Origin of the sequence: Catellatospora vulcania (genome assembly GCF_009720385.1) — a bacterium.
Lineage (GTDB): Bacteria > Actinomycetota > Actinomycetes > Mycobacteriales > Micromonosporaceae > Catellatospora > Catellatospora vulcania.
Map to the genome: position 1 here is coordinate 145,551 of NZ_ML769310.1, position 22,111 is coordinate 167,661.

The 22,111-nt window shown below is 72.1% G+C and carries 23 protein-coding genes; 15 read left to right on the forward strand and 8 right to left on the reverse strand.

Annotation, left to right across the window (positions count from 1 at the left end; all coding sequences use genetic code 11):
• The first annotated feature begins 122 nt into the window (after nucleotides 1–122).
• From F6W97_RS18405 to F6W97_RS18415, 3 genes are read left to right on the forward strand one after another with little or no spacing between them, the layout of a single operon-like run.
• Nucleotides 123–899 carry a hypothetical protein gene (locus F6W97_RS18405; protein WP_155371589.1) on the forward strand — a complete coding sequence of 259 codons (777 nt, stop codon included), beginning with the start codon at nucleotides 123–125 and terminating at the stop codon, nucleotides 897–899.
• Between the two features lie 53 nt (nucleotides 900–952).
• Nucleotides 953–1,567 (forward strand): TetR/AcrR family transcriptional regulator, encoded by a 615-nt coding sequence (locus tag F6W97_RS18410; RefSeq protein ID WP_196279216.1) that lies wholly within the window; start codon nucleotides 953–955, stop codon nucleotides 1,565–1,567.
• 37 nt (nucleotides 1,568–1,604) lie between these two features.
• Nucleotides 1,605–2,441 carry an oxidoreductase gene (locus F6W97_RS18415; RefSeq protein WP_155371591.1) on the forward strand — a complete coding sequence of 279 codons (837 nt, stop codon included), beginning with the start codon at nucleotides 1,605–1,607 and terminating at the stop codon, nucleotides 2,439–2,441.
• A 43-nt stretch (nucleotides 2,442–2,484) separates the two neighbouring features.
• Here F6W97_RS18415 and F6W97_RS18420 read toward each other — a convergent pair whose 3' ends face one another.
• Entirely contained in the window at nucleotides 2,485–3,351 is an 867-nt protein-coding gene (locus F6W97_RS18420) for an oxidoreductase (RefSeq protein ID WP_155371592.1), read from the reverse strand.
• A gap of 107 nt (nucleotides 3,352–3,458) precedes the next feature.
• On the reverse strand, nucleotides 3,459–4,370 hold the full coding sequence (locus F6W97_RS18425) for a carbohydrate kinase family protein (RefSeq protein WP_155371593.1): 912 nt from the start codon (nucleotides 4,368–4,370) through the stop codon (nucleotides 3,459–3,461).
• A gap of 180 nt (nucleotides 4,371–4,550) precedes the next feature.
• Between F6W97_RS18425 and F6W97_RS18430 the strand changes: the two genes are divergently transcribed.
• Together F6W97_RS18430 and F6W97_RS18435 are read left to right on the forward strand one after the other, a co-directional pair.
• On the forward strand, nucleotides 4,551–5,222 hold the full coding sequence (locus F6W97_RS18430; protein ID WP_155371594.1) for a TetR/AcrR family transcriptional regulator: 672 nt from the start codon (nucleotides 4,551–4,553) through the stop codon (nucleotides 5,220–5,222).
• A gap of 173 nt (nucleotides 5,223–5,395) precedes the next feature.
• The gene (locus F6W97_RS18435) at nucleotides 5,396–5,890 is read left to right on the forward strand and encodes an anthrone oxygenase family protein (RefSeq protein ID WP_230686786.1); all 495 of its coding nucleotides are present in this window, start codon (nucleotides 5,396–5,398) and stop codon (nucleotides 5,888–5,890) included.
• Between the two features lies 1 nt (nucleotide 5,891).
• Here the strand turns inward: F6W97_RS18435 and F6W97_RS18440 are convergent, their stop codons facing one another.
• Nucleotides 5,892–6,341, reverse strand: a complete 450-nt coding sequence (locus tag F6W97_RS18440) for an HAD family hydrolase (protein WP_155371595.1) — start codon at nucleotides 6,339–6,341, stop codon at nucleotides 5,892–5,894.
• Here F6W97_RS18440 and F6W97_RS18445 point away from each other — a divergent pair.
• The 10 genes from F6W97_RS18445 (at nucleotide 6,329) to F6W97_RS18490 (ending at nucleotide 16,474) form a co-directional block, all read left to right on the forward strand.
• Nucleotides 6,329–6,730, forward strand: a complete 402-nt coding sequence (locus tag F6W97_RS18445) for a YchJ family protein (RefSeq protein ID WP_155371596.1) — start codon at nucleotides 6,329–6,331, stop codon at nucleotides 6,728–6,730. The genes F6W97_RS18440 and F6W97_RS18445 overlap by 13 nt on opposite strands.
• Nucleotides 6,731–6,841: 111 nt before the next feature.
• Nucleotides 6,842–7,654 carry a TIGR03084 family metal-binding protein gene (locus F6W97_RS18450; protein WP_155371597.1) on the forward strand — a complete coding sequence of 271 codons (813 nt, stop codon included), beginning with the start codon at nucleotides 6,842–6,844 and terminating at the stop codon, nucleotides 7,652–7,654.
• 46 nt (nucleotides 7,655–7,700) lie between these two features.
• Nucleotides 7,701–9,395 carry an acyclic terpene utilization AtuA family protein gene (locus F6W97_RS18455; RefSeq protein ID WP_155371598.1) on the forward strand — a complete coding sequence of 565 codons (1,695 nt, stop codon included), beginning with the start codon at nucleotides 7,701–7,703 and terminating at the stop codon, nucleotides 9,393–9,395.
• Nucleotides 9,392–10,987: an acyl-CoA carboxylase subunit beta gene (locus F6W97_RS18460; protein WP_230686788.1), complete on the forward strand. Its 1,596-nt coding sequence runs from the start codon at nucleotides 9,392–9,394 to the stop codon at nucleotides 10,985–10,987. The genes F6W97_RS18455 and F6W97_RS18460 overlap by 4 nt, the downstream gene beginning before the upstream one ends.
• Nucleotides 10,988–10,991: 4 nt before the next feature.
• Nucleotides 10,992–13,046, forward strand: a complete 2,055-nt coding sequence (locus F6W97_RS18465; RefSeq protein WP_155371599.1) for an acetyl/propionyl/methylcrotonyl-CoA carboxylase subunit alpha — start codon at nucleotides 10,992–10,994, stop codon at nucleotides 13,044–13,046.
• On the forward strand, nucleotides 13,043–14,197 hold the full coding sequence (locus tag F6W97_RS18470; protein ID WP_196279217.1) for an acyl-CoA dehydrogenase family protein: 1,155 nt from the start codon (nucleotides 13,043–13,045) through the stop codon (nucleotides 14,195–14,197). Before F6W97_RS18465 ends, F6W97_RS18470 begins: the two co-directional genes overlap by 4 nt.
• 20 nt (nucleotides 14,198–14,217) lie before the next feature.
• Nucleotides 14,218–14,829: a TetR/AcrR family transcriptional regulator gene (locus F6W97_RS18475; protein WP_230686789.1), complete on the forward strand. Its 612-nt coding sequence runs from the start codon at nucleotides 14,218–14,220 to the stop codon at nucleotides 14,827–14,829.
• A gap of 142 nt (nucleotides 14,830–14,971) precedes the next feature.
• A complete protein-coding gene (locus tag F6W97_RS18480) occupies nucleotides 14,972–15,382 on the forward strand; it encodes a hypothetical protein (RefSeq protein WP_155371602.1) in 411 nt (136 codons plus the stop codon).
• 28 nt (nucleotides 15,383–15,410) lie between these two features.
• Entirely contained in the window at nucleotides 15,411–15,809 is a 399-nt protein-coding gene (locus F6W97_RS18485) for a hypothetical protein (RefSeq protein WP_155371603.1), read from the forward strand.
• Nucleotides 15,800–16,474, forward strand: a complete 675-nt coding sequence (locus tag F6W97_RS18490; protein WP_155371604.1) for a hypothetical protein — start codon at nucleotides 15,800–15,802, stop codon at nucleotides 16,472–16,474. Before F6W97_RS18485 ends, F6W97_RS18490 begins: the two co-directional genes overlap by 10 nt.
• Nucleotides 16,475–16,672: 198 nt before the next feature.
• On the opposite strand, the gene F6W97_RS18495 is transcribed toward F6W97_RS18490, so the two are convergent.
• The 5 genes from F6W97_RS18495 to F6W97_RS40165 form a co-directional block, all read right to left on the reverse strand.
• Entirely contained in the window at nucleotides 16,673–17,902 is a 1,230-nt protein-coding gene (locus F6W97_RS18495) for a phospholipase D-like domain-containing protein (protein ID WP_155371605.1), read from the reverse strand.
• A 47-nt stretch (nucleotides 17,903–17,949) separates the two neighbouring features.
• Nucleotides 17,950–19,002, reverse strand: a complete 1,053-nt coding sequence (locus F6W97_RS18500) for a hypothetical protein (protein WP_196279218.1) — start codon at nucleotides 19,000–19,002, stop codon at nucleotides 17,950–17,952.
• Between the two features lie 184 nt (nucleotides 19,003–19,186).
• On the reverse strand, nucleotides 19,187–19,567 hold the full coding sequence (locus F6W97_RS18505; RefSeq protein WP_155371606.1) for a PPOX class F420-dependent oxidoreductase: 381 nt from the start codon (nucleotides 19,565–19,567) through the stop codon (nucleotides 19,187–19,189).
• 93 nt (nucleotides 19,568–19,660) lie between these two features.
• A complete protein-coding gene (locus F6W97_RS18510; RefSeq protein WP_196279221.1) occupies nucleotides 19,661–21,835 on the reverse strand; it encodes a M4 family metallopeptidase in 2,175 nt (724 codons plus the stop codon).
• Nucleotides 21,836–21,841: 6 nt separating this feature from the next.
• Nucleotides 21,842–22,018, reverse strand: a complete 177-nt coding sequence (locus tag F6W97_RS40165; protein ID WP_196279219.1) for a hypothetical protein — start codon at nucleotides 22,016–22,018, stop codon at nucleotides 21,842–21,844.
• Between the last annotated feature and the right edge of the window lie 93 nt (nucleotides 22,019–22,111).

Consider the following 22,111-nt stretch of genomic DNA (forward strand, 5'->3'; position numbering starts at 1 on the left):
GAGGCCTGCGACGCGGGCGGTCGTCGCGGAGGCTGTCCGCAACCGGACCGATGGATGGCGTACGCCGGGCGTGCGCCGACCATGGAGTGCGTCCACTTCGGTGCGGGGAACGGGGACCAGCCATGACGGGTCGGCTACGTCGTACACGGTGGATCGCGGGTGTCGCCGTGCTGGTGGGCCTGCTGGCGAGCACAGCCGCCGGGCCGGTGCGGGCCGCCGGGCCGGGACCGCTGTGCGTGGCGCCGACCGGGGAGAGCCTCTACGACACGGGTCCGGTGCTCAGGTGGAACCTGAACACCTACTGGGTCACCACCGCCAGTGCGTACTGGTCGGTGGTCTCGGTGCGCGGCTCGCAGGGCTACAACCCCGACCTGGTCTTCCACGATCAGGCGAAGTGCGTGCTGGCGACGAGCGCCGACGGCTCGGCGACGCGGGTCGACTGGGTCGCGTTCGACAACAACTCGGGGCGGCTGCCGATCGGGTCCTACCCGGCCCGGGTCTTCGGGCACCCCGGCAACACCAGCCCGGTCAAGTACCAGGTCCAGTTCGTGCAGGGCCGGGCGAGCCTGTCCACCACCAGCGGCTACGCCCAGCCGGTCGGCACCGCGTTCGCCGATTGGCAGGTCGACATCCGTGACGTCCACCTGACGGCCGGAACGACCTACCTGTTCACCGTCAACGGCGGGGTCAGCTCGGTGCACCTGCTGGGCAGCACCGGCGAGCCGGCGAGCTGGGCCAGGACCGCGGCGACGGCCGACCGCACCATGGACATCGACCCGGCCGGACCGCTGTACGGGGTGCTCGCGGCGACCGCGCCCCGGACCGGCTGGTACGGCCTGCTGTTCGTCCGGGACAGCCCGGTCAACATTCCGCTCACGGTGCACATCGAGGTGGCCTAGAAGTTCGCCGACATTTGTTGGCGAAGTGCCGTTGACCTGGCTAGTCTGGCCTGGTGGGAACGGGAGTGAAGGCCGGGGAGGCGCACAGTCGCGACCCCCGGGCCGTACGTACCAGGGCACGGCTCGCTGAGGCGTTCACCGCCGTCGCGGGCCGCCACCCGGGGACCCCGGTGTCGGTGAGCGCGATCGTGGCGGAGGCGGGCCTCAACCGGTCCTCCTTCTACGCCCATTTCGACACCACGGGCAGCCTGGCCGTGTACGTCCTGGAGCAGGCCCTGCGGGCCATCTCCGAGCAGGACGTGCAGGTCCGGCTGATCGGCGCGGCCACCGGCCGGGACGCCTCCCGGATCGTGCTCGGGCACATCCTCGACCAGGTCGAGGGCCAGCGCACCGAGCTGCTGGCCGTGTTCGGCTCGGCCGACGGCGGGGCCGCGACGGCCCGGTTCGGGCGCCAGCTCGCCGACAACATCGGGTACTACTTCCAGCGCCTGCGTTTCGCGCCGACGCGGCCGCCCGGCGAGCTGGCGACGACCGCCGTGTTCCTCGGCCACGGCCTGGCGGCCGCGATCGTGGACTGGCTCACCGACGCCGACCCGTGCCCGCGCGACGGCCTGGTCGACCTGCTCGTCGGCCTCGTCCCGAGCTGGGTGGACTCGGCCCCACGCTGACCGCGACACCGCCTTGACGGGATCAACAGGGGGACTCATGGCGAAGAACTGGCTCATCACCGGAACCTCCAGCGGTTTCGGCTACGAACTCACCCGGGCCGTGCTGGAGCACGGCGACCACGTCGTCGCCACCGCCCGCCGACCCGAAACCCTCGACGACCTGGTACGCAAGTACGGCGACCAGATCCGTGCGGTGGCCCTGGACGTCACCGACCCCGCGGCGTCGCGTGCCGCCGTGCAGGCGACCGTCGACGCGTTCGGCAGTCTCGACATCGTCGTGAACAACGCCGGCTACGCCGTGTCCGGGTCGCTGGAGGAGACGCCGGACGAGGACTTCCGCGCTCAGATCGAGACGAACCTGTTCGGCGTCGTCAACGTCACCAAGGCCGCGCTGCCGGTGCTGCGGGCGCAGCGGCACGGGCACGTCATCCAGTTCTCGTCCATCGGCGGGCGGGTCGGCGGCACGCCGGGGCTCGGGGCGTACCAGACCGCGAAGTTCGGTGTGGAGGGCTACTCCGAGGTGCTCGCCAACGAGGTCAGGCCGTTCGGGGTGAAGGTCACCATCGTGGAGCCGGGCGGGTTCCGCACCAAATGGAGTGGCGGGGCGTCGCAGCTAGCGGCCCCGGTGGGGCCCGACTACGAGCCGTCCGTCGGCGCGATGCTGAAGTTTCGCGAGCAGTACGTCGAACCCGGCGACCCGGTGAGGGCCGCGAGGGTGATCATCGACCTCGCCGGCTCCGACGATCCGCCGCTGCGGCTGCTGCTCGGCTCCGACGCGCTGAGCCGGGCCCGCGAGTCCGCGGCGGCCCGCGCCGCCGAGACGGAGAAGTGGGCCGAGGTCACCGTCTCGACGGACTACCCGGCCCAGGCCTGACGTCCGGTGGGGCCACGCCAGGCCTGGCGTGGCCCCACCGGGCTCAGCGGCCGACGGCGTCGAGTTCGGCGACCGCGTCGGCGGGCAGCACGAGGTCGGCCGCCGCGATGTTCTCGCGCAGGTGTTCCCGCGACGACGTGCCCGGGATCAGCAGGATGGTGGGGGAGCGCTGCAGCAGCCAGGCCAGCGCCACCTGGTGCGGCGTCGCGCCCAGCCGGGCCGCGACGTCGTCGAGCACCCCCGACTGCAGCGGGGTGAACCCGCCCAGCGGGAAGAACGGCGTGAACGCCACCCCCTCCCGCGCGCAGCGGTCGACCAGCTCGTCGTCGTCGCGCCGGGCCACGTTGTAGAGGTTCTGCACGCATACCACCGGCGCGATCGACTGCGCCTCGGTGAGCTGCTCCGGCGACACCCCGCTCACGCCCAGATGCCGGATCAGGCCCTGTTCGCGCAGCTCCGCGAGCACGGTGAACGGCTCGGCGAGCGAGCCCGGCGTCGGCCGCTCGACGCCGCCGACCCGCAGATTGACCACGTCGAGCGCGTCCACGCCGAGCCGCCGCAGATTGTCGTGCACGGCCTCGGTCAGCTCGCTCCGCGACAGCGCCTGCGGCCAGGACTTGTCCGGCCCGCGCCGCGCGCCGACCTTCGTCGCGATCCGCAGCTGTGCCGGATAGGGGTGCAGCGCCTCATGGATCAGCTCGTTGACCGTGTACGGCCCGTAGTAGTCGCTGGTGTCGATGTGGGTGACACCCCGGTCCACCGCCTCGCGCAGCACGGCCACCGCTTCGGCGGGGTCCCGGGGCGGGCCCCACACCCCCGGCCCGGCCAGCTGCATCGCGCCGTAGCCCAGCCGGCTCAGCGTCAGATCGTCGGCGAGCGTGAGCGCTCCCCCGGGAACAGGTGTCGACATGGCTTCCTCTTTCGCGCGGCCGGCGGTCTTCTGATCAACGACCGGACCGGCCCGGGTGCATCGGGACCGGTGTCGCGCTCGCTCGACGTGCCGCGAGCCGCGCTGGATCAGGCAGCCGTGCGGGCCCGCTCCACCGCTGCGGCGAGCTGCGCGGAGGTGATCAGCTCCTCATGGGTGCCGGCCGCCCCGCACGCGAACGCGCCGGACACCGACCCGGCCAGCACGCACTCCTCGATCGGCCGGCCGGTCAGCCAGCGGCTCATGAAGGCGGTGCTGAACCCGTCGCCCGCCCCGTTGCTGTCGAGCACCGGCCGCTCGGGGACGACCGCCGGAAAGCGGCGCACCTCGGGCGCTTGCCGGGTGGCGACGCGGCAGCCGGCCGCGCCCTCGGTCGCCACGGCCACCTGCGCCCGGCCGGTGCGGAGCACGGCGAGCAGGATGTCGTCGATCCGCTCCGGCGCCGCCTCGGCGCTGAGGAACACCAGGTCGGCGGCGCGGGCCAGCGGCCATACCCAGTCGAGTTCGCCGTCCCAGGCGTGCAGGTCGGTGGAGGTGGTGACGCCCAGCCGGCGGGCGTCGGCGAACGCGCCCGCGGCCCGTGGCCCGGCGACGTGGACGTGCCGGGAGCGTTGCAGGAACGGCAGATAGAAGTCCTGCGGCAGGACCAGGTCGTGCGGGTGGCGGCCGTCGAAGAACGAGAACCGGCGGCCCGCCTTGTCGACCAGGTTCACGGCCCGTGGCGTGCCGTTGGGGGCGGTGCGGTGGCTGAAGTCCAGGCCCAGCTCGGCGTACCGGGCCAGCACCAGCGCGCCGAGCATGTCGTCGCCGAGGAAGTCGGCCAGTTTGGTGCGCAGTCCCAGGGCGTGGAAGCCCAGCGCGACGCCGTTGCCGGAGTGCGCCACGTAGTCCCGGATCGGCGGCACGGGCAGGAAGTCACCCGGCGGCACCGCGAGCTCCGGCACCTGCACGATGGTGTCCACCCCGACCCCGCCGAGCACCAGCACGTCGTACGTGGACATGGCAGACCGCCTCCCCGATGTGTGTGGGCATGCACCCGGAGCGGCGGGCCCGCCCACCCTAACCGCACCTTTGATCTATCCGCAGCCCCTGAGCCATGATGCCGCCCGGCCGTCCGGAGTCGCCCACGACGCGGCGGTGCCCGCCCATGTGCGAACGCCGTTCGCGGTTAGAGTGGTGGGGTGACGGTTGGTCAGCAGGGGCGCGGCCCGTCGATCTGGGCCAGGCCGCAGCGGGGCGCCCGCGGACCCTCGCCGGAGCACCGGCTGGTCGACATCGCCGGGGCCGCGATCCGGCTGGCGTCCGCGGGCGGGCTGGCCGCCGTGTCCATGCGCGCCGTCGCGGGCGAGCTGAACACCACCGCCAGCACGCTGTACCGCTACGTCGCCTCCCGCGACGAACTGCTCGACCTCATGGTCGACACCGCCATGGCCGGCTTCGCGTACACCCCCGGCGGCGGCCGGGACTGGCTCGCCGAACTGGTCCGTGTCGCCGAGGCCACCCGCGCGCACTACGTGGCGCAGCCCTGGCTGCTCGACGCGGTGCCCACCGGTTCCGTGCCGGGCCCGAACACGTTGCTGTGGTTCGAGCACTGTCTACAGGCGATGGCCGCACTCGACCGGACTCCGCTGCAGAAGATGGAAGCCGTCGGCGTGCTCAACGGTGTGATCATGCTGTTCGCGCGCAGCGCCACCACGCCCGCGGCCATCGACTTCGGCGCCCTGGACCCGGCCCGCCACCCGCTGCTGACCGCGACGCTCACCGGCACGGCCCCCGGCGCGCCCACCGCCGACCTGTTCGAGCGCACCATCCGCGCCCTGCTCGGCGGCCTGCTCGCCGACCGCGCCGGCTAGCCGCAAGCCCCTGGCCGGCCCGCCGGGTCCTGTCCGGCGAGGCAGTGCGCCGACCGGCTGAGCCCGAGGTCTTCAGCGACGGGCTGCCCAGCGCGATCTGGACCTGAGCGACACGGCTGATTCCGCGCCCCGGCATAGGATCACGGCGGCGGCACGTGGACCGAGGAGGCGATGTGGACACCGTACGGATGGTCCTGCTGGTAGGGGCGACGGTGACGATGGGGATCATGGCGGGTGTGTTCGGCCTGTACTCGCACACCGTCATGCCCGGCCTGCGCCGTACCGACGACCGGACGTTCGTGGGCGCGTTCCAGGCACTGGACCGGGCGATCATCAACCCGTGGTTCATGCTCGGCGGCTTTCTCGGCGCGCTCGTGCTCACCGCCGCGTCCGCGGTGCTGCTGCTCGGGCCCGGCGGCGCGGCGCTGGCCTGGACCATCGCCGCGCTCGTGCTGTACCTGGTCGTCGTCGTCATCACGGGCGCCGTCAACGTGCCGATGAACAATGCCATCAAGGCGGCCGGCGATCCGGACGAGATCGCTGACCTCGCCGCCGTGCGGGCCCGGTTCGACGAGGCCAGGTGGTCGCGGTGGAACCATGTCCGCACCGTGGCGACCACGGTCGCACTGATCTGCCTCACCGTCGCGCTGCTGCATTACGGCCGCTGAGTCAGCCGAGCAGGGCCAGGGCCTCCGCCGGCCGGGCCAGGGTGTGGTCGGCAGGCTCCCGCGCGTCGTACAGGTGGCCCCAGGCGGCCGCCGCGCCGATGCTGCCGGCTGCCGTGGCCGCGCGCAGATCCAGCGGAGAGTCTCCGATGTAGGCGACCGCGCCCGGTGCGACCCCGAGTCGCTCCGCGGCCAGCAGCACCCCGTCTCCGGCCGGTTCGGGCCGCCGCACGTCGTCCCCGCCGACCAGCACGTCGACGGTCAGCCCGGCGGCGTCGAGCAGCATCCGCGCGCCGCGGGTGCTCGCCCCGGTGAACACCGCGACCGTCCGGCCCGTCGTGCGCAGGGCGGTCCTCCTCCGGCAGCCGGCCCTGGAGATCGAATACGGGCGGTGGGTGTCCCGCGGGAGACGGGGCGGGCGGATGGGCCACCATGGTGACCATGGCACGTGCACGCAGGAAGCCCGACCCGCAGCCCGCCACCTGCCCCTGCGGAACCGGGCAGCCCTACGACGAGTGCTGCGGGCGCTGGCACCGCGGCGGCGAGGCCCCGACGGCGGAGCAGCTGATGCGCTCGCGGTTCAGCGCGTTCGCGCTCGGCGAAGCGGCGTATCTGCTGCGCAGCTGGCACTCCAGCACCAGGCCGCGGGAGCTGGACCTGACCGGCGGCCCCCGCTACACCGCGCTGGAGGTGCTGGCCACCGACCGCGGGAGCATGTTCGACACCGAGGGGACCGTGCTGTTCCGGGCCCACTACCGCGACGGCGGCCGGCCGGGCGTGCTGGAGGAGCACAGCCGGTTCCTGCGCGAGGGCGGCCATTGGCGGTACGTGAACCCGGTCTGACCTCACCCGCTGATCTCGCAGCAGCACCCGCCTCCGCATAATAAAATCAAGCACGCTTGACTTTTTTATGGCCCGGGGGAAGGGTGGAGCCGACTGGAGGGAGCACCACTGATGCCGGAGATCGAGGCGCTGCTGGCCGATCTCGACGCCGAGAGCGCCGACGCCGACCGGCTCGTCGCCGAGCTGGCCCCGGACCGGTGGGCGACGCCGACCCCCGCCGCGGGCTGGACCGTCGCGCACCAGATCGGCCATCTGCTGTGGACCGACGAGCGCTCGCTGCTGGCCGCCACCGACCCCGAGGGCTTCGGGCAGGCGCTGGAGGAGATCGCGAACTCGCCCGACCCGCTGCGTTTCGTCGACGCCGGAGCCGAACAGCTCGCCGTGCTCCCACCCGAACAGCTGCTGGCCCGCTGGCGCGAGACCCGGGCCGCGCTGCGGGCCGCGCTCGCCGCCGTCCCGCCCGGCACCCGCCTGCCCTGGTACGGCCCGCCGATGAGCGCCGCCTCCATGGCCACCGCCCGCATCATGGAGACCTGGGCCCACGGCCAGGACCTCGCCGACACCTTCGGGGTCACCCGGCAGCCGACCGGGCGGCTACGCCACGTCGCGCACATCGGCGTACGCGCCCGCGACTTCGCCTACGCCGCCCACGGCCTCGACGCGCCCATCGCACCGTTCCACGTCCGGCTCACCGGCCCCGACGGCGACGAGTGGACCTGGGGAGACGAGCACGCCGCGCAGCACGTCACCGGCCCCGCGCTCGACTTCTGCCTGCTGGTGACCCAGCGCAGGCACCGCGCCGACCTCGCCGTCAGAGCCGAGGGCGACGACGCCGACCGCTGGCTGGACATCGCCCAGGCGTTCGCCGGGCCACCCGGGCCCGGCCGTGCTCCCGGCCGGTTCGCCTCGGAGGGCGCCGCATGAGCGGGCAGACCGGGCCGCGCGCTTCGGCCGCACGTGAGGTGCGGGCATGAGCGCGCCGCTGCGGATCGCGAACGTGTCCGGGTTCTACGGCGACCGCGCGTCGGCGATGCGCGAGATGCTCGACGGCGGCCCGGTCGACGTGCTGACCGGCGACTATCTCGCCGAACTGACCATGCTCATCCTGGCCCGGGACCGGATGAAGGACCCGGCCACCGGCTACGCCAAGACGTTCCTGCGGCAGCTGGAGCACTGTCTCGGCACGGCACTGGACCGGGGCGTCACCGTCGTCACGAACGCGGGCGGGCTCAACCCGGCCGGACTCGCGCAGGCGCTCGGCGCGCTCGCCGGGCGGCTCGGGCTGAGCCCGCGCATCGCGTACGTCACCGGCGACGACCTGCTCGCCCGCGCGGACGAGCTGGGGTTCGGCACGCCACTGGCAGCGAACGCGTACCTCGGCGCTTGGGGCATCGCGCACGCGCTGCGGCAGGGGGCCGACATCGTGGTCACCGGCCGGGTCACCGACGCGTCGCTGGTCGTCGGCCCGGCCGCGGCCCACTTCGGGTGGGCGCGCGACGACTTCGACGCGCTGGCCGGGGCCGTCGCCGCCGGGCACGTGATCGAGTGCGGCGCGCAGGCCACCGGCGGCAACTACGCCTTCTTCACCGAACACGCCATCGGCCTGCCCGGGTTCCCGATCGCCGAGGTGCACGCCGACGGCAGCAGCGTCATCACCAAACACCCCGGCACCGGCGGCGTCGTCAACCTCGGCACGGTCACCGCGCAGCTGCTGTACGAAGTGGACAGCCCGCGCTACCTCGGCCCCGACGTGACGACCCGCCTGGACACGATCGTGCTGGCCGAGGACGGTCCCGACCGGGTGCGCATCAGCGGGGTACGCGGCCAAGCGCCCCCGTCGACGCTGAAGGTCGGGCTCAACTCCCTCGGCGGGTTCCGCAACGACGTGACGTTCCTGATCACCGGGCTGGACGTCGAGGCGAAGGCCGCGCTGGCCCGTGCACAGCTCGAAGCGTCCCTGCGGCGACGCCCACCGGCGGAGCTGGTCTGGCGGCTGGCCCGCACCGACCATGCCGACGCCGACGGGCAGGAGGAGGCCAGCGCGCTGCTGCACGCCACGGTCAAGGACGCCGACCCGTCGGTGGCCGGTCGCGCCTTCAGCGGCGCGGCCGTCGAGCTGGCGCTGTCCAGCTATCCCGGCTTCACCCTGCTCGCCCCACCCGGCGATGCGACCCCGTTCGGCGTGTTCACCTCGGCGGCCGTCCCGGCCGAGCAGGTGCCGCACCTGGTGGTCCTGCCTGACGGCACCGAGCACACCATCGAGCCGCTCGGTCCGAGCGACCGCGGCGGCCTCGCGGATGCCACGCCGGCGCCGGCGTGGACCGGGCACGGGCCGACGCGACGCGCCCCACTGGGGCTGGTCGCCGGGGCGCGCAGCGGGGACAAGGGCGGCAGCGCCAACATCGGGGTCTGGGCACGCAGTGACGCGGCGTACGCGTGGCTGGCGGCGACGCTGACCGCGGACGCGCTGGTGAAACTGCTGCCCGAGGCGGCCGGGCTGCCCGTCGCCCGGCACCTGCTGCCGAACCTGCGGGCGGTCAACTTCGTCGTCGACGGGCTGCTCGGCGACGGCGTCTCGGCGGGCACCCGGTTCGACCCGCAGGGCAAGGGACTGGGCGAGTGGCTGCGCTCGCGGTTCGTCGACATCCCGGAGGAGCTGCTGTGATCTTGAGATCCACCCTGGACACCGGCGGGGCCGCGTACGCGGGCAACCGCGGCGCGCTGCTGGAAAAACTCGCCGCGCTCGACACCGAGCACGCCAAGGCGCTGGGCGGGGGTGGGCCGAAGTACGTCAAGCGGCATCACGACCGGGGAAAGCTGCTGCCGCGCGAGCGCATCGAGCTGCTGGTCGACCGGGACTCGCCGCTGCTGGAGCTGTCGGCGCTGGCGGCGTACGGCACCGACTATCCGGTCGGGGCGAGTGTGGTCACCGCGATCGGGGTGGTCGAGAACACCGAATGCATGATCATCGCGAATGATCCGACGGTGCGTGGGGGCGCGTCCAATCCGTACACCCTGCGCAAGACCCTGCGGGCGATGGACATCGCCCGCCAGAACCGGCTGCCGCTGATCAACCTGGTCGAGTCCGGCGGCGCGGACCTGCAGAGCCAGAAGGACATCTTCATCCCCGGCGGGCGGCTGTTCCGCGACCTGACGCGCCTGTCCGCGGCGGGCATCCCGACGGTGACGCTGGTCTTCGGCAACTCCACCGCCGGTGGGGCGTACGTGCCGGGCATGAGCGACCACGTCGTCATGATCAAAGAGCGGTCGCAGGTCTTCCTGGCCGGGCCGCCGCTGGTCAAGATGGCCACCGGTGAGGACGCCGACGAGGAGTCCCTCGGTGGCGCGGCCATGCATGCCCGCGTCTCCGGCCTGGCCGACTACCTCGCCGACGACGAGGTGCAGGCCATCGGCATGGGCCGGCGCATCGTCGCTTCGCTGCGCTGGCGCAAGCTCGGCGCGGCCCCGTCGCCCCACCCCGACGAGCCGGTGTTCGACGCCGAGGAGCTGCTCGGCATCGTCCCGCCGGACCTGCGCACCCCGTTCGACCCGCGGGAGGTGATCGCCCGGGTCGTCGACGGCTCCCGCTTCGAGGAGTTCAAGCCCGAGTACGGCGCGAGCCTGGCCACCGGCTGGGCCAGCGTGCACGGCTTCGCCGTCGGCATCCTCGCCAACGCGCGGGGCGTGCTGTTCAGCGCCGAGTCGCAGAAGGCGACCCAGTTCATCCAGCTCGCCAACCAGAGCCGCACGCCGCTGCTGTTCCTGCACAACACGACCGGCTACATGGTCGGCAAGGACTACGAGCAGGGCGGCATCATCAAACACGGCGCGATGATGATCAACGCGGTGTCGAACAGCACCGTCCCGCACATCTCCGTGCTCATCGGGGCGTCCTACGGCGCGGGGCACTACGGCATGTGCGGGCGGGCGTACGATCCCCGGTTCCTGTTCGCTTGGCCGAGCGCCAAGTCCGCGGTCATGGGCGGCGCGCAGCTGGCCGGGGTGCTGTCGATCGTCGCGCGGCAGTCCGCGGCCGCCGCGGGCCGGCCCTATGACGAGGACGCCGACGTGGTCGTACGCACCATGGTCGAGAACCAGATCGAGGCCGAGTCGCTGCCCATGGTCCTGTCCGGGCTCGGCTACGACGACGGCGTCATCGACCCCCGTGACACCCGCACCGTGCTCGGCATGTGCCTGTCCGCGGTCCAATCGGCACCCGACCCCGGCCCGGGTCCCTACGGCGTCTTCCGGATGTGACGAGATGATCTCCCGACTGCTGGTCGCCAACCGGGGCGAGATCGCCCGCCGCGTCTTCCGGACCTGCCGCGAACGCGGCATCACCACCGTCGCCGTGCACTCCGACGCCGACACCCGCGCCCTGCACACCACGGACGCAGACATCGCGGTACGCCTGCCCGGCGTCACCGCCGCCGACACCTACCTGCGCGCAGACCTCATCATCGAGGCAGCGCTCGCGGCCGGCGCGGACGCGGTGCACCCCGGCTACGGCTTCCTGTCCGAGAACGCAACCTTCGCCCAGGCGGTCATCGACGCCGGGCTGACCTGGGTCGGGCCGTCACCGGACGCCATCGACGCGATGGGTTCGAAGATCGCGTCGAAGAAGCTGATGGCCGCCGCGGGCGTGCCCGTGCTGCCCGAACTCGACCCGGCCACGGTCACCGAGGCCGACCTACCGGTGCTGATCAAGGCGTCCGCGGGCGGCGGCGGCCGGGGCATGCGCGTCGTGCAGACCCTGGCCGAGCTGCCCGACCAGGTCGAGGCCGCCCGTGCCGAGGCCGCGGCCGCGTTCGGTGACCCGACCGTGTTCTGCGAGCCGTACCTGGCCACCGGGCGGCACATCGAGGTCCAGGTCATGGCCGACACGTACGGCACGATCTGGGCACTGGGCGAGCGCGAGTGCTCCATCCAGCGCCGCCACCAGAAGGTCGTCGAGGAGGCCCCGTCGCCGATGGTCGACCCGGCGATGCGCGACCGCCTGCACGCCGCGGCGACCGCCGCCGCGGCCGCGATCGCCTACCGCGGCGCGGGCACCGTCGAGTTCCTGGCCGCCGACGACGGCTCGTTCCACTTCCTGGAGATGAACACCCGCCTACAGGTCGAACACCCCGTCACCGAACTCGTCACCGGCCTCGACCTGGTCGCCCTCCAACTCGACATCGCCGAAGGCCACGCCCTACCCCTGACCCCACTCCCCGTCCACGGCCACGCCATCGAAGTCCGCCTCTACGCCGAGGACCCCGCCCACACCTGGCGCCCCCAAACCGGCCCCCTGCACACCTTCACCCTCCCCGCCACCTCCGCCTTCGGCGTGCCCACGCCCGCACCGGTCGGCAGTTTCGGGGAAAGCGCAGGAATCGAAGGCGGCGTTCGCGCAGTTTCCCCGAAACTGCAGGGCGGCGGCGCGGTCGTGGTGCGGCTCGACAGCGGGTTTGCGGGTGGGGACGTCGTGACGGCGCATTACGACCCGATGCTGGCGAAGGTGATCGTGTGGGCGCCGACGCGGGGGCAGGCCGCGCGGGCGCTCGCGGCGGCGCTGGCGCAGGCGCGCATCCATGGGCTGGTCACCAACCGGGATCTGCTGGTCAACGTGCTGCGGCACCCGGCGTTCCTCGCCGGGCGGATCAGTACCGCGTTCTTCGACCAGCACGGGCTGGACATGCTGGCCCGGCCACTGGCGGATGAGGACGCGCAGCGGCTGTCGGCGTACGCTGCCGCGCTGGCCGCCTCGGCCGCCGAGCGCGAGCGCGCGACCGTCGTGACCGGACTGCCCGGCGGCTGGCGCAACGTCGCCTCCGCGCCGCAGACCCGTGCCTACCAGGCCCCGGCCGGGCGGATCGACGTCGGCTACCGGCGCACCCGGGACGGGGTGCGGATCGAGGACGACGCGGAACTGACCGTCGGCGAGGTCACCACGACCCGGGTGGAGCTGGGACGCGGCAACGTGCGGCACGCGTTCACCGTCGCGGCGTACCCCGATGTGGTCTGTGTCGACTCGGTGCTCGGGCCGGTCAGCCTGCGGCCGGTCGAGCGGTTCCCGGAGGCGGAGGTCCAGGTCGCCAGCGGGTCGCTGCTCGCGCCGCTGCCCGGGGCCGTCATCCGGGTCGCCGTCGCCGAGGGCGACCAGGTCACCGCCGGCCAGCCGCTGCTGTGGCTGGAGGCCATGAAGATGCAGCACGAGATCACCGCCCCGACCGACGGCACCGTCACCAGCCTGCCTGTGGCCGTCGGCCACCAGGTCGAGGTCGGGGCTGTGCTCGCGGTCGTCACCCCCGCCGACCCGGAGGCCCACCCGTGATCCTTGAGAGCGACGAGCGCCAGGCCCTGCGCCGCGCCGTGTCCGACCTGGCCGGCAAGTACGGCCACGACTACTACCTGCGCTGCACCCGGGCGGGGGAGAAGACCACCGAGCTGTGGCAGGAGGCCGGGCGCCTGGGCTACCTGGGCGTGCACGTGCCCGAGGAGTACGGCGGCGGAGGCGGCGGCATCGGCGACCTCGCCGCGGTGTGCGAGGAACTGGGGGCGGCCGGCTGCCCGCTGCTGATGATGGTCGTCTCCCCGGCCATCTGCGCCACCGTGATCTCCCGCTTCGGCACCGGCGAGCAGAAGCGGCGCTGGCTGCCGGGCCTGGCCGACGGGACGAAGATCTTCGCGTTCGCGATCACCGAACCCGACGCCGGATCGAACTCGCACAAGCTCACCACCACCGCGACCCGTGACGGCGACGGCTGGCTGCTGTCCGGCCGCAAGACCTACATCTCCGGCATCGACGAGGCCGAAGCGGTCCTGGTGGTCGGCCGGACCGCCGACGAGCGCACGGGGCGGCTCAAGCCCGTGCTGTTCGTGGTGCCGACGGACGCGCCCGGGTTCACCGCGCAGCACATCCCGACCGAGCTGGTCGCGCCGGAGAAGCAGTACAACCTGTTCCTCGACGAGGTGCGGCTGCCCGACGACGCGCTGGTCGGCAGTGCCGACGCGGGCCTGCTCCAGCTGTTCGCCGGGCTCAACCCGGAGCGCATCATGGCGTCGGCGTTCGCCCTCGGCATGGCGCGGTACGCGCTGGCGCGGGCGGTCGAGTACGCCAAGACCCGCACCGTGTGGGGTCCGCCGATCGGCGCGCACCAGGCGATCAGCCACCCGCTGGCGGCCTGCCACATAGAGGTCGAGCTGGCCCGGCTGATGACCCGCGAGGCTGCCCACCTCTACGACAGCGGCGACGACCAGGCCGCGGGCGAGGCGGCGAACATGGCCAAGTACGCGGCGGGGGAGGCCACCGTGAAGACGGTCGACCAGGCCATCCAGACCCACGGCGGCAACGGGCTGGCCACCGAGTACGGGCTGGCCACGCTGCTCGTCGCGTCCCGGCTGGGCCGGATCGCCCCGGTCAGCCGGGAGATGATCCTCAACTTCGTCGCCCAGCACAGCCTGGGCCTGCCCAGGTCCTACTGAGCCCGGGTAGCGTGATCGCCGTGCCGACCGCCCCCGTACGTGAACCGCGCCAGGACCGCAGCCGAGCCACCCGTCAACGGCTGCTGGAGGCCTCGGTGCGGTGCATGGCCGAACTGGGGTGGTCGGGCACGACGGTCGCCGTCGTCGCTGAACGCGCCGGGGTCTCCCGCGGCGCGGCCCAGCACCACTTCCCGACCCGGGAAGACCTGGTCACCGGGCTGATCGAGTACATGACCGAGGTGCGCGCCGCCGAGATCGAGACGGCCGTCGCGGGCCTGCGCAGCGGCCCCCGGCGCACCGAGCAGGTGCTCGTCGTGCTGGTGGGCCTCTACCGCGGGCCGCTGTTCCGGGCCGCGCTGCACGTGTGGACCGCGGCGGCGGTCGACGAGTCCCTGCGGGCCCAGGTGCGCCCGCTGGAGGCGGCGCTCGGGCGCACCGCGCACGGCATGGCGGTCGAGCTGCTGCGCGTCGACGAGCAGACCCCGGGCGCGCGGGAGACCGTGCAGGCGACCCTCGACCTGGCGCGCGGGCTCGGCCTGGGTGAGCTGCTGCACGACGACACGGCCCGCCGGGCCCGGGTGCTGCGCCAGTGGGCCGCCACCCTCGACGCCGTCCTGCCGCCGACCTCCTGACCAGGTCCCACCGGAACCGTCCAGCCGTACGTGCGGACGCGATGATCGGCGGCTGGAGCTGTCCGTTCCGCCGCACGTCGTTCGCGGTTCCCGCACGTCCAGGACGCTAAGCTCGGCGGCTCCTGGCGTCCAAGGAGGACACATGGCTCCCACGAACCATCAGAAACACCAGGCCGGTCGGCATCTCGCGGTGGGGCACGCGCTGCTGCGCGGCTACTCTGCGGAGATCGTGGGCCCGCACCGTTACGTGAAAGTCAACGACCTGCCCGCCGTGGTGATGCTCGCCGGGATGGGCGCCTGGCAGATCGCGGACGTCGACGACTTCACCAGTTCGCACCAGGAGCGCTACATCCTCGTCGATGTCACCGACGAGACGGTCGAGCTGTATCTCGTACCCGGCGACGAATTGCGCAAGGGCGTACGAGAGCGGCACGAGTCGTTCCTCGTCCGCGTCGGAGGCACCCGGCCACGCAACCCGGAGAGCCGGCACGCCGCGATCGAACCGGCCCACGTCGCGCAGTGGCGCGACCAGTGGTCGCTGTTCGACCAGTGACCGCCACCCCCACTGGCAGGAGAGGCCTGTGACCGAGGACGAATACGCAGAGCTGCTTCAGTACACCCGTGGCGTGGTGATGGAGTCGCGCCGCGGCGACCTGGACGAACTTCTGACAGGCGCGGCCCGCCGGATCGAGATGCCGACGGCGCGACGACAGCTGTTGCGCTACCTGCATGGCCTGCGAGATGAGATGCGCCTTGGCAGTGACGAAACCGCCCGTCGCACCATGCGCCGTCTTGCGCACGTCCGCACCGAGTCGGGGGGAGCGGTGAACGGCATCGTTCTCGACGTGATGCCTGCTGACCAGAGCGTCTATGGGGCGGCGACGATCGACCTGATGGGTTCACCGGAACTGGACACCGCTGTGCAGGAGCTGGATGAATTGATCGCCATGCTGGGTGAAGGCGAGGAACCGTGGGGCTGACAGTTGCGGAAGCCAAGAAGCGGATCGACGACATCATGGCTCGCTACCAGGCGGTTTCTACCGGTTCTACGCGCGGGCTGACCCTCAGCCTGTCGCCGGGCAAGCTCTACGAGGCGTGGGTGCTCAGCACGATCCTGGAAAGGTTGCGTACCGACGAAGGCTACGACGTCGTCCTCATCGGCTCGGACAAAGTTCGGCTGCGATCCTCCGGTGGTCCTGTCGACCGCTCTTTCGCGCACTTCGAACTGCGTCGGGGTGGCGTGGCGTTGCTGGAGGTCTGGACCGACATCGAGTTTCTGTCCTTCAGCCACCAGCAGCGTGGCGCGCGTATGCCACCGCAGCGTGGCGACCGCCATGAGCTCGACATCGTGATTCTTCCCGCCGGGACGGCAGCGGGTTATCCGCCCCACGATGTGATCAAGATGGCGGTGGAGTGTAAGAACACCGCCTTCGAGAAGCACATGGCCCGTGCGGCCCTCGGCGTACGGCGGGAACTCAGTCTCCTGAGGCCATCGCAGCAGACGGCGTTCTCCACTTGGCCACGCAGTGTCGTTCCGGCTGAGCCGGCGTCGGTCTTCTCCGTCTACTCGACGGACGGCACAGTCACCGAGTACGACCAGGCTGGGCAGATTTTCGGTGTCGACTTCATCCACGAGCCCATGTGAGGTGCCAGAACCGTCGGCTGTCGTCAGCAGACGGGCTTCTGCCGGGTCACTTGCGCCGTTGACCTCACTTCCCGGACGGTGTGCTGGCGGCTGACCGCCGGCAGCCACGATCGTGGCCGGCGCACACAGCTGACGTCATGGACGGAAGCAGCGGGAACATCGGGCCGGCCGCGCGGTGACACGGCCGGCCCGGCCGGCTCAACGGCAGGGGTAGTTGGACTTCGTGCAGGTGACGCCGGTGTTGTAGGCCTCGTTGAAGTGCGTGTAGTAGGCGTCGTAGAGCGGGTGGGCCGTGCCGGTCTCCGGGCCCATCTTGACGAAGATCTCGTCGTTCTCGCTGAGGGCGTCCTGGGTCCAGTTCTGCGAGCCCGTGTAGACGCGGTACTGGTACGTGCCGCCGTAGCTGCCGTACGCCAGGAAGAACTTGTTGTGGATGTCGTCCTTGCGCCGGATGGCGACCCCGGCGGTGAGCAGGTCGTTGTAGACGGACTGGGTCATGGCGATGCCGCCTGCCGAGTCGGTGCCGACGGCCATCCAGACGTTGCAGCCGCCGGCCTTGTACGACTTCACCACGTCGACGACCTTGGGCCGTCCGCTGGTGACCGAGGCCATGCCGACGCGCAGCCGGCAGTTGGCGTTGGGGGTGAGGTCGTTGAGCCGGGTCGCGATGGTGTCGGTCTGGCCCTCGCCCTCCGGTGAGGCGTACGCGTCGGCGGCGGTCGCCTGGTAGTAGCCGCGCCCGGAGGCCGAGTCGTAGTAGTCGTCGCCGGAGTAGTGCCGCCGGTTCCACATGTCGGAGAAGTTGGCGTTGAGCCCGTTCATCAGCGCCGCGTCGCCGTACACGGTGATGGTGTTGTTGAAGGCGTCGGTGCCGGTGGCGTAGGTGAGGTTGGCCGAGCCGAACCAGCTCACGTTGCTGCGCGCGGTGCCGTTCGGGTCCTTGGTGGCGGTGAAGGTGAACATCTTGGTGTGCATGTCGCCGTCGGCGCTGGTGCTGATGCATCCGTTGCCGCCGCTGGAGTTGGTGCAGAACTTGTCGTTGGTGAGCTGGCGCACGGTGGCGACGGCGGGGTCGGTCGAGGGCGCGTTCTTGCCGTCGACGACGACCCAGACGGCCACCCCGCGCTGCTGCGCCCGCAGCAGGGCGTCGGCGACGGAGTCGATGCTCAGCGAGTGGATCGTGCCGCGGACGGTGGACCCGGCCGGTGCGGCGTCGATGAGCCGTTGCAGCTCGTTGATGATGGTGTAGTCGCGGCCCGCGGTCGGGTTGGTGAAGTGGGCCCAGACCGGGTAGCCGCCGATGGTGGCGGACGCGCTGTGCAGCGCCGCTGCGGCCGGCGACGCGGTGAGCAGGGTCGCCGCCGTGGCGAGCGCGACCACGGCGGCGAGCGCGCGCCGTGGACCGCCGAGGGATGAGAAAAGCTTCATGAATGTAGATGTTGTGAAAGAAAGTTGCGGGAGTCAAACGGTCCGGATCAGACGGTGACCTGATCGTCGCTGCGGTCCGGCACATCGCCCGCCGGAGCGTCCCGCGGTGTGCGGCGCGATCCGGCCAGGCGGGCGATCCACAGCCCGATCGCGAAGATCGCGGCCAGGATGAACACGCCGGCGTACTCCGCCGCGGGCACCCGGGGCAGCGTCGCCAGCTTCGACGTGCCGAGCAGGGAGACCACCAGGCCGACCGAGCCGACGTAGGTCAGGCCGATCAGCCACCTGGTCCACCGGGGCAGGCCCAGCCCGTGCATCTGGGTGATGACGAAGATCGTGGCGAAGCCCCAGCCGAACTGGAACCACAGCTGCTTGGGGCTGTTCAGGGCGACGATCGCGCCGTGGAACAGCACCATGACCTCCAGCGTGACCGTCCACCAGCGGTTCACGTGCGCCCGGGTGAGGAACAGGCTGCCCTGCACGAGGATCAGGAACATGTACAGGAAGCCGATCAGGTGCCCGGTGGTGGTCTCCATCGGGTGGTACCAGAACGTGTAGACCGCGGCCCAGGCGAAGTAGTAGCCGTGGTACTTGCGGGCCCAGGCGCGCACGCCGACGCCGCCGGGCGTGGGGACCTTCTTGCCGAAGAACAGCCCGCGCCGGTCGTTCTCCATCAGCAGCACCCAGACCAGCAGGATGATGACGGAGAACTGCGACGACCAGATGGACACGTCCTGGGCGAGGGCGTCGTACCACAGCTGGGTCTGCGCGAAGTGCAGCAGCACGAAGACGAGGTTGAACGCCAGCGCGACGGCGTTGACCACGTGCAGGCGGTCGCTGTACTTGCGCACGCGCTGCTGGCCGTACCAGATCAGGGCCCAGAAGCCGAGCTGGTGCAGGGCGTAGAGCGCCCAGACCCCAGCCATGATCATCGTGGAGCGCTCGGGGCGCTGCCAGACGTACCAGGAGGATCCGGCGTCGGGCAGCAGGTCCGGCCGGGCCAGCCAGGTGGTGCTCACCGCGATGAGCCCCGTCATGAGCAGCCCGGCGGCGATCGCGCCGAGCAGCGCCCGGCTCGCCCGCAGGTCGGTCACCTTCATCGCCGGCGTCCTCCGTGATCCAGCCAGGCGGCTTCCCCGTCGCGGATCGCGTGGGTTCAGACAGCTTCGTACCCCTGGGCGCAGAGCGCAACCGTTTCGATGGGGGAAACTCTGTTCTCAGAGCAATGAGCCGTCCACCGTCCACATCGGGCAACAAGCCAGGCTGCCTGCCGCCGGTGTCCGCTCAGAACGTCACGGCGATGCCGACGACCGGCTTCTTCGGCAGGCGCAGCACGCGTGCCATCCAGTTGCCCACCCGCGACATCAGGTACTTGCGGGCGATCAGCCGACGGGCCCGCTGCGTACCGGCGTCGTCGAGGACCCGGGCGGTGCCCTCCACGCGTACGGCGTCGGGCGCGACCCGGCCCCGGACGTCGCACGCGACCACCGACACCCGGCTCGTCCGCCGCACGCGCTTGACCTTCCACGCGTCGGAGTTGGAGACGAGGAACAGCTCGCCGCCGTCGACCGCCAGCCACACCGGCGTGGCGACGGGCGTGCCGTCCTTGCGGTAGGTCGTCAGACTGACGTACTTGGCGCGGGCGAACTGCTCGGCGGTGGTCACGCCGATCAGCTTAGACACCGACGATGTCGGCGGCGGGCGCGGAACAGGGGCCGAACGCCGCCGCGCGTTCGGCCCCTGTCCATCCGGCTGCCGTCAGCAGGCGCCCTGGTCGGACCAGACCGCCCAGGAGCCGGGCGCGCCGGGCTCGGCGCCGGTCGACCACCAGGTCGCCTTCCACCGGCGTCCGTTGTGCGAGACCACGTCGTCAGGCGCGTACGGGGTGGCCGAACTCCATGCGGGCAGGCCGCCGCAGCTGCCCCCGCCACCGGTCACCGTCAGGGTGAACACGGCCGTGTGCGTCGCCGAGGTGCCCGCACCGGTCACCGTCAGCGGGTACGTGCCCGCCGCGGTGCCCGCCGCGACCGCGATCGACAGCGTCGCGCCGCCGCCCGAGGTCACCGATCCCGGGCTGACCGACGCGGTGACCCCGGTCGGCGCACCGGACACCGACAGGCTCACCGCCTGCGCGCTGCCCGACGTCGTCGCGGTGGCGACATTCGCGCTGGTCGAGGCACCGGCCGCGACGGTCGCGGAGGCGGGCGAGAGCGACACGCTGAAGTCGTTGCCGGTCGGCACGCTGGTGACCGTCACGGTGTACGTCGCGCTGTGCGTGACCGCACCGGTCCCGGTCACCGTGACCGCCGCCGCACCGGTCGCCGCGCTCGCGCTCGCGGTCAGGGTGAGCGTGCTGGAGCCGCCGGAGGTGACCGACGCCGGGCTGAAGCTCGCCGTGACGCCTGTGGGCAGGCCGCTCGCGGTCAGGTTCACCGTCTGCGCGCTGCCCGAGGTCGTCGCCGTGACGACGGTGGTGGTGACGCTCGACCCGCGCTGCACGGTGCCGCTGCCCGGGGTGACCGACAATGAGAAGTCGTTGCCAGGGGCCGTGCTGCACTGCGCCTCGCCGGACTGCGCGGGCACGCTGACGGCGTCCCAGGCCGCCTTGACGGTGCGGCACTCGGCCGACGCCGCGCCGAACAGGTTGACCGCCGCGCGCAGCGTCGCGGTACGCACGTTGACGTAGCGCCAGGCCGAGGTCTTCAGGTTCAGCGCCGCCAGGTAGATCTGGCCCGCCTTCTGCAGCCCGATGCCGGTGACCGTGGAGCCGTTGCAGGTCGGGCTGGCCGGGTTGCCGCCACCGCCGGCCGAACCAACGGCGGTCAGGTAGAACCAGTGGTTGTTCGGCCCGGCCGCGGCGTGCACCTCGGTGCTCGGGATCGCCGACGAGTAGCAGTTCGGGTCGCCGAGCGCCGACGGGTGGTACATGTTGCGGATCGGGCCGTTCCCGGTCAGGTTGACCTCCTCGCCGACGAGGTAGTCCGGCGGGTCGTTGGGGTTGTTCGCGTACGCCTCGGTCAGCGCGCCGAAGATGTCGCCGGTGGACTCGTTGAGGCCGCCGTTCTCGTTGCCGGACCCGGCCCCGCCCGGGGTGGTCTGGAAGATGGCGTGGCCGTACTCGTGCGCCACCACGTCGATCGGGGTCGCTTGCCCGGTCCCGGCCTGGTTGCGGCCGAAGTTGGTGTAGCTGCCGTTCCAGTAGGCGTTGACCTCGGCCAGCCCGACCCGGGCCGGGAAGCCGCCGCCGCTGCCGTTGATGCCGTTGCGGCCCAGCCACGAGCTGAGCATGTCCCACTCGCGCTGCACCGCGTAGAGGGCGTCGACGCAAGCGGTCTCCAGGTTGGTGCCGGATCCGTTGCCCCAGGCGTCGTCGGTCCCGGTGTACGCGGTGCCGCCCTGGCCGCCGCAGCGGATGCCGGGACGGCTGTTGTCGGTCATGGACCAGGAGCTGCCCGAACCGCTGGTGGTGAGGGAGACCTGGCCGTTGTAGTACCCGCTGCCGGTGCCCATCCGCACGTCGTCGCGCACGTCGAGGATCGCCGCGGTGAGCGCGTCGACGACGACGTGCAGGCGGCTGGGCGCGTCGGCGCGCACGCCTTCGAGCACGACCTCGTACGCCAGCCGGTCCCGGGCCGGGGTGGCGAACACGGCCAGCCGCGGTGGCGTGGCCTGGCCGACCCTGTCGAGCTGTCGCCGGGCGACGGCTGCCGCCTGCGCGGCGGAGACCTTCGGCGTGATCGAGGCCAGGCGCACACCCCGGCCGAGGGCGGACGCGGTGCCGCGTACCGTGCCGGCGCGGTCGGTCACCACGACGGCGTCGCCGCCGAGCACGGGCAGGCCGCGGTGGCTGCGCTCGTAGGAGACGTACTGGAAGCCGCCGGAACCGGCGACGACGTCGCGGCGTACGAAGGATTCGTGCGGGCCCTTGGCCAGCGCGTCCTAGCCGCTGTCGGCGGCCCGGTCGGCGGCGGCGGTGGCGAGCGCGGCCGGGTCGGCGGCACGCGCCGGTGCGGCGTCGGGTCTGGCTCCTGCGCCGGACACTCCTGGGATCACCAGGGCGAGGCCCACGGCCGCGGCGGTGGCCGCGAGCGTGATCCGGATGCCTGTGGACTTCACGGGATGTTCTCCTTCTGCGGGGGTGGAGGGGGTGGTGGGGGGGGGGGGTGGGCGGGACGCCCCGGGCCCCCGCGGGGGGGGGGGGGGGGGCGC

What these genes read in the sequence shown, in the direction of transcription:
- F6W97_RS18405 (WP_155371589.1), top strand. Translation starts at nt 123, where the DNA reads ATGACGGGTCGGCTACGTCGTACACGGTGGATCGCGGGTGTCGCCGTG.
- F6W97_RS18415 (WP_155371591.1), top strand. Translation starts at nt 1,605, where the DNA reads ATGGCGAAGAACTGGCTCATCACCGGAACCTCCAGCGGTTTCGGCTAC.
- F6W97_RS18420 (WP_155371592.1), bottom strand. Translation starts at nt 3,351, where the DNA reads ATGTCGACACCTGTTCCCGGGGGAGCGCTCACGCTCGCCGACGATCTG.
- F6W97_RS18425 (WP_155371593.1), bottom strand. Translation starts at nt 4,370, where the DNA reads ATGTCCACGTACGACGTGCTGGTGCTCGGCGGGGTCGGGGTGGACACC.
- F6W97_RS18445 (WP_155371596.1), top strand. Translation starts at nt 6,329, where the DNA reads ATGGCACGTGCACGCAGGAAGCCCGACCCGCAGCCCGCCACCTGCCCC.
- F6W97_RS18450 (WP_155371597.1), top strand. Translation starts at nt 6,842, where the DNA reads ATGCCGGAGATCGAGGCGCTGCTGGCCGATCTCGACGCCGAGAGCGCC.
- F6W97_RS18455 (WP_155371598.1), top strand. Translation starts at nt 7,701, where the DNA reads ATGAGCGCGCCGCTGCGGATCGCGAACGTGTCCGGGTTCTACGGCGAC.
- F6W97_RS18465 (WP_155371599.1), top strand. Translation starts at nt 10,992, where the DNA reads ATGATCTCCCGACTGCTGGTCGCCAACCGGGGCGAGATCGCCCGCCGC.
- F6W97_RS18480 (WP_155371602.1), top strand. Translation starts at nt 14,972, where the DNA reads ATGGCTCCCACGAACCATCAGAAACACCAGGCCGGTCGGCATCTCGCG.
- F6W97_RS18495 (WP_155371605.1), bottom strand. Translation starts at nt 17,902, where the DNA reads ATGAAGCTTTTCTCATCCCTCGGCGGTCCACGGCGCGCGCTCGCCGCC.
- F6W97_RS18500 (WP_196279218.1), bottom strand. Translation starts at nt 19,002, where the DNA reads ATGAAGGTGACCGACCTGCGGGCGAGCCGGGCGCTGCTCGGCGCGATC.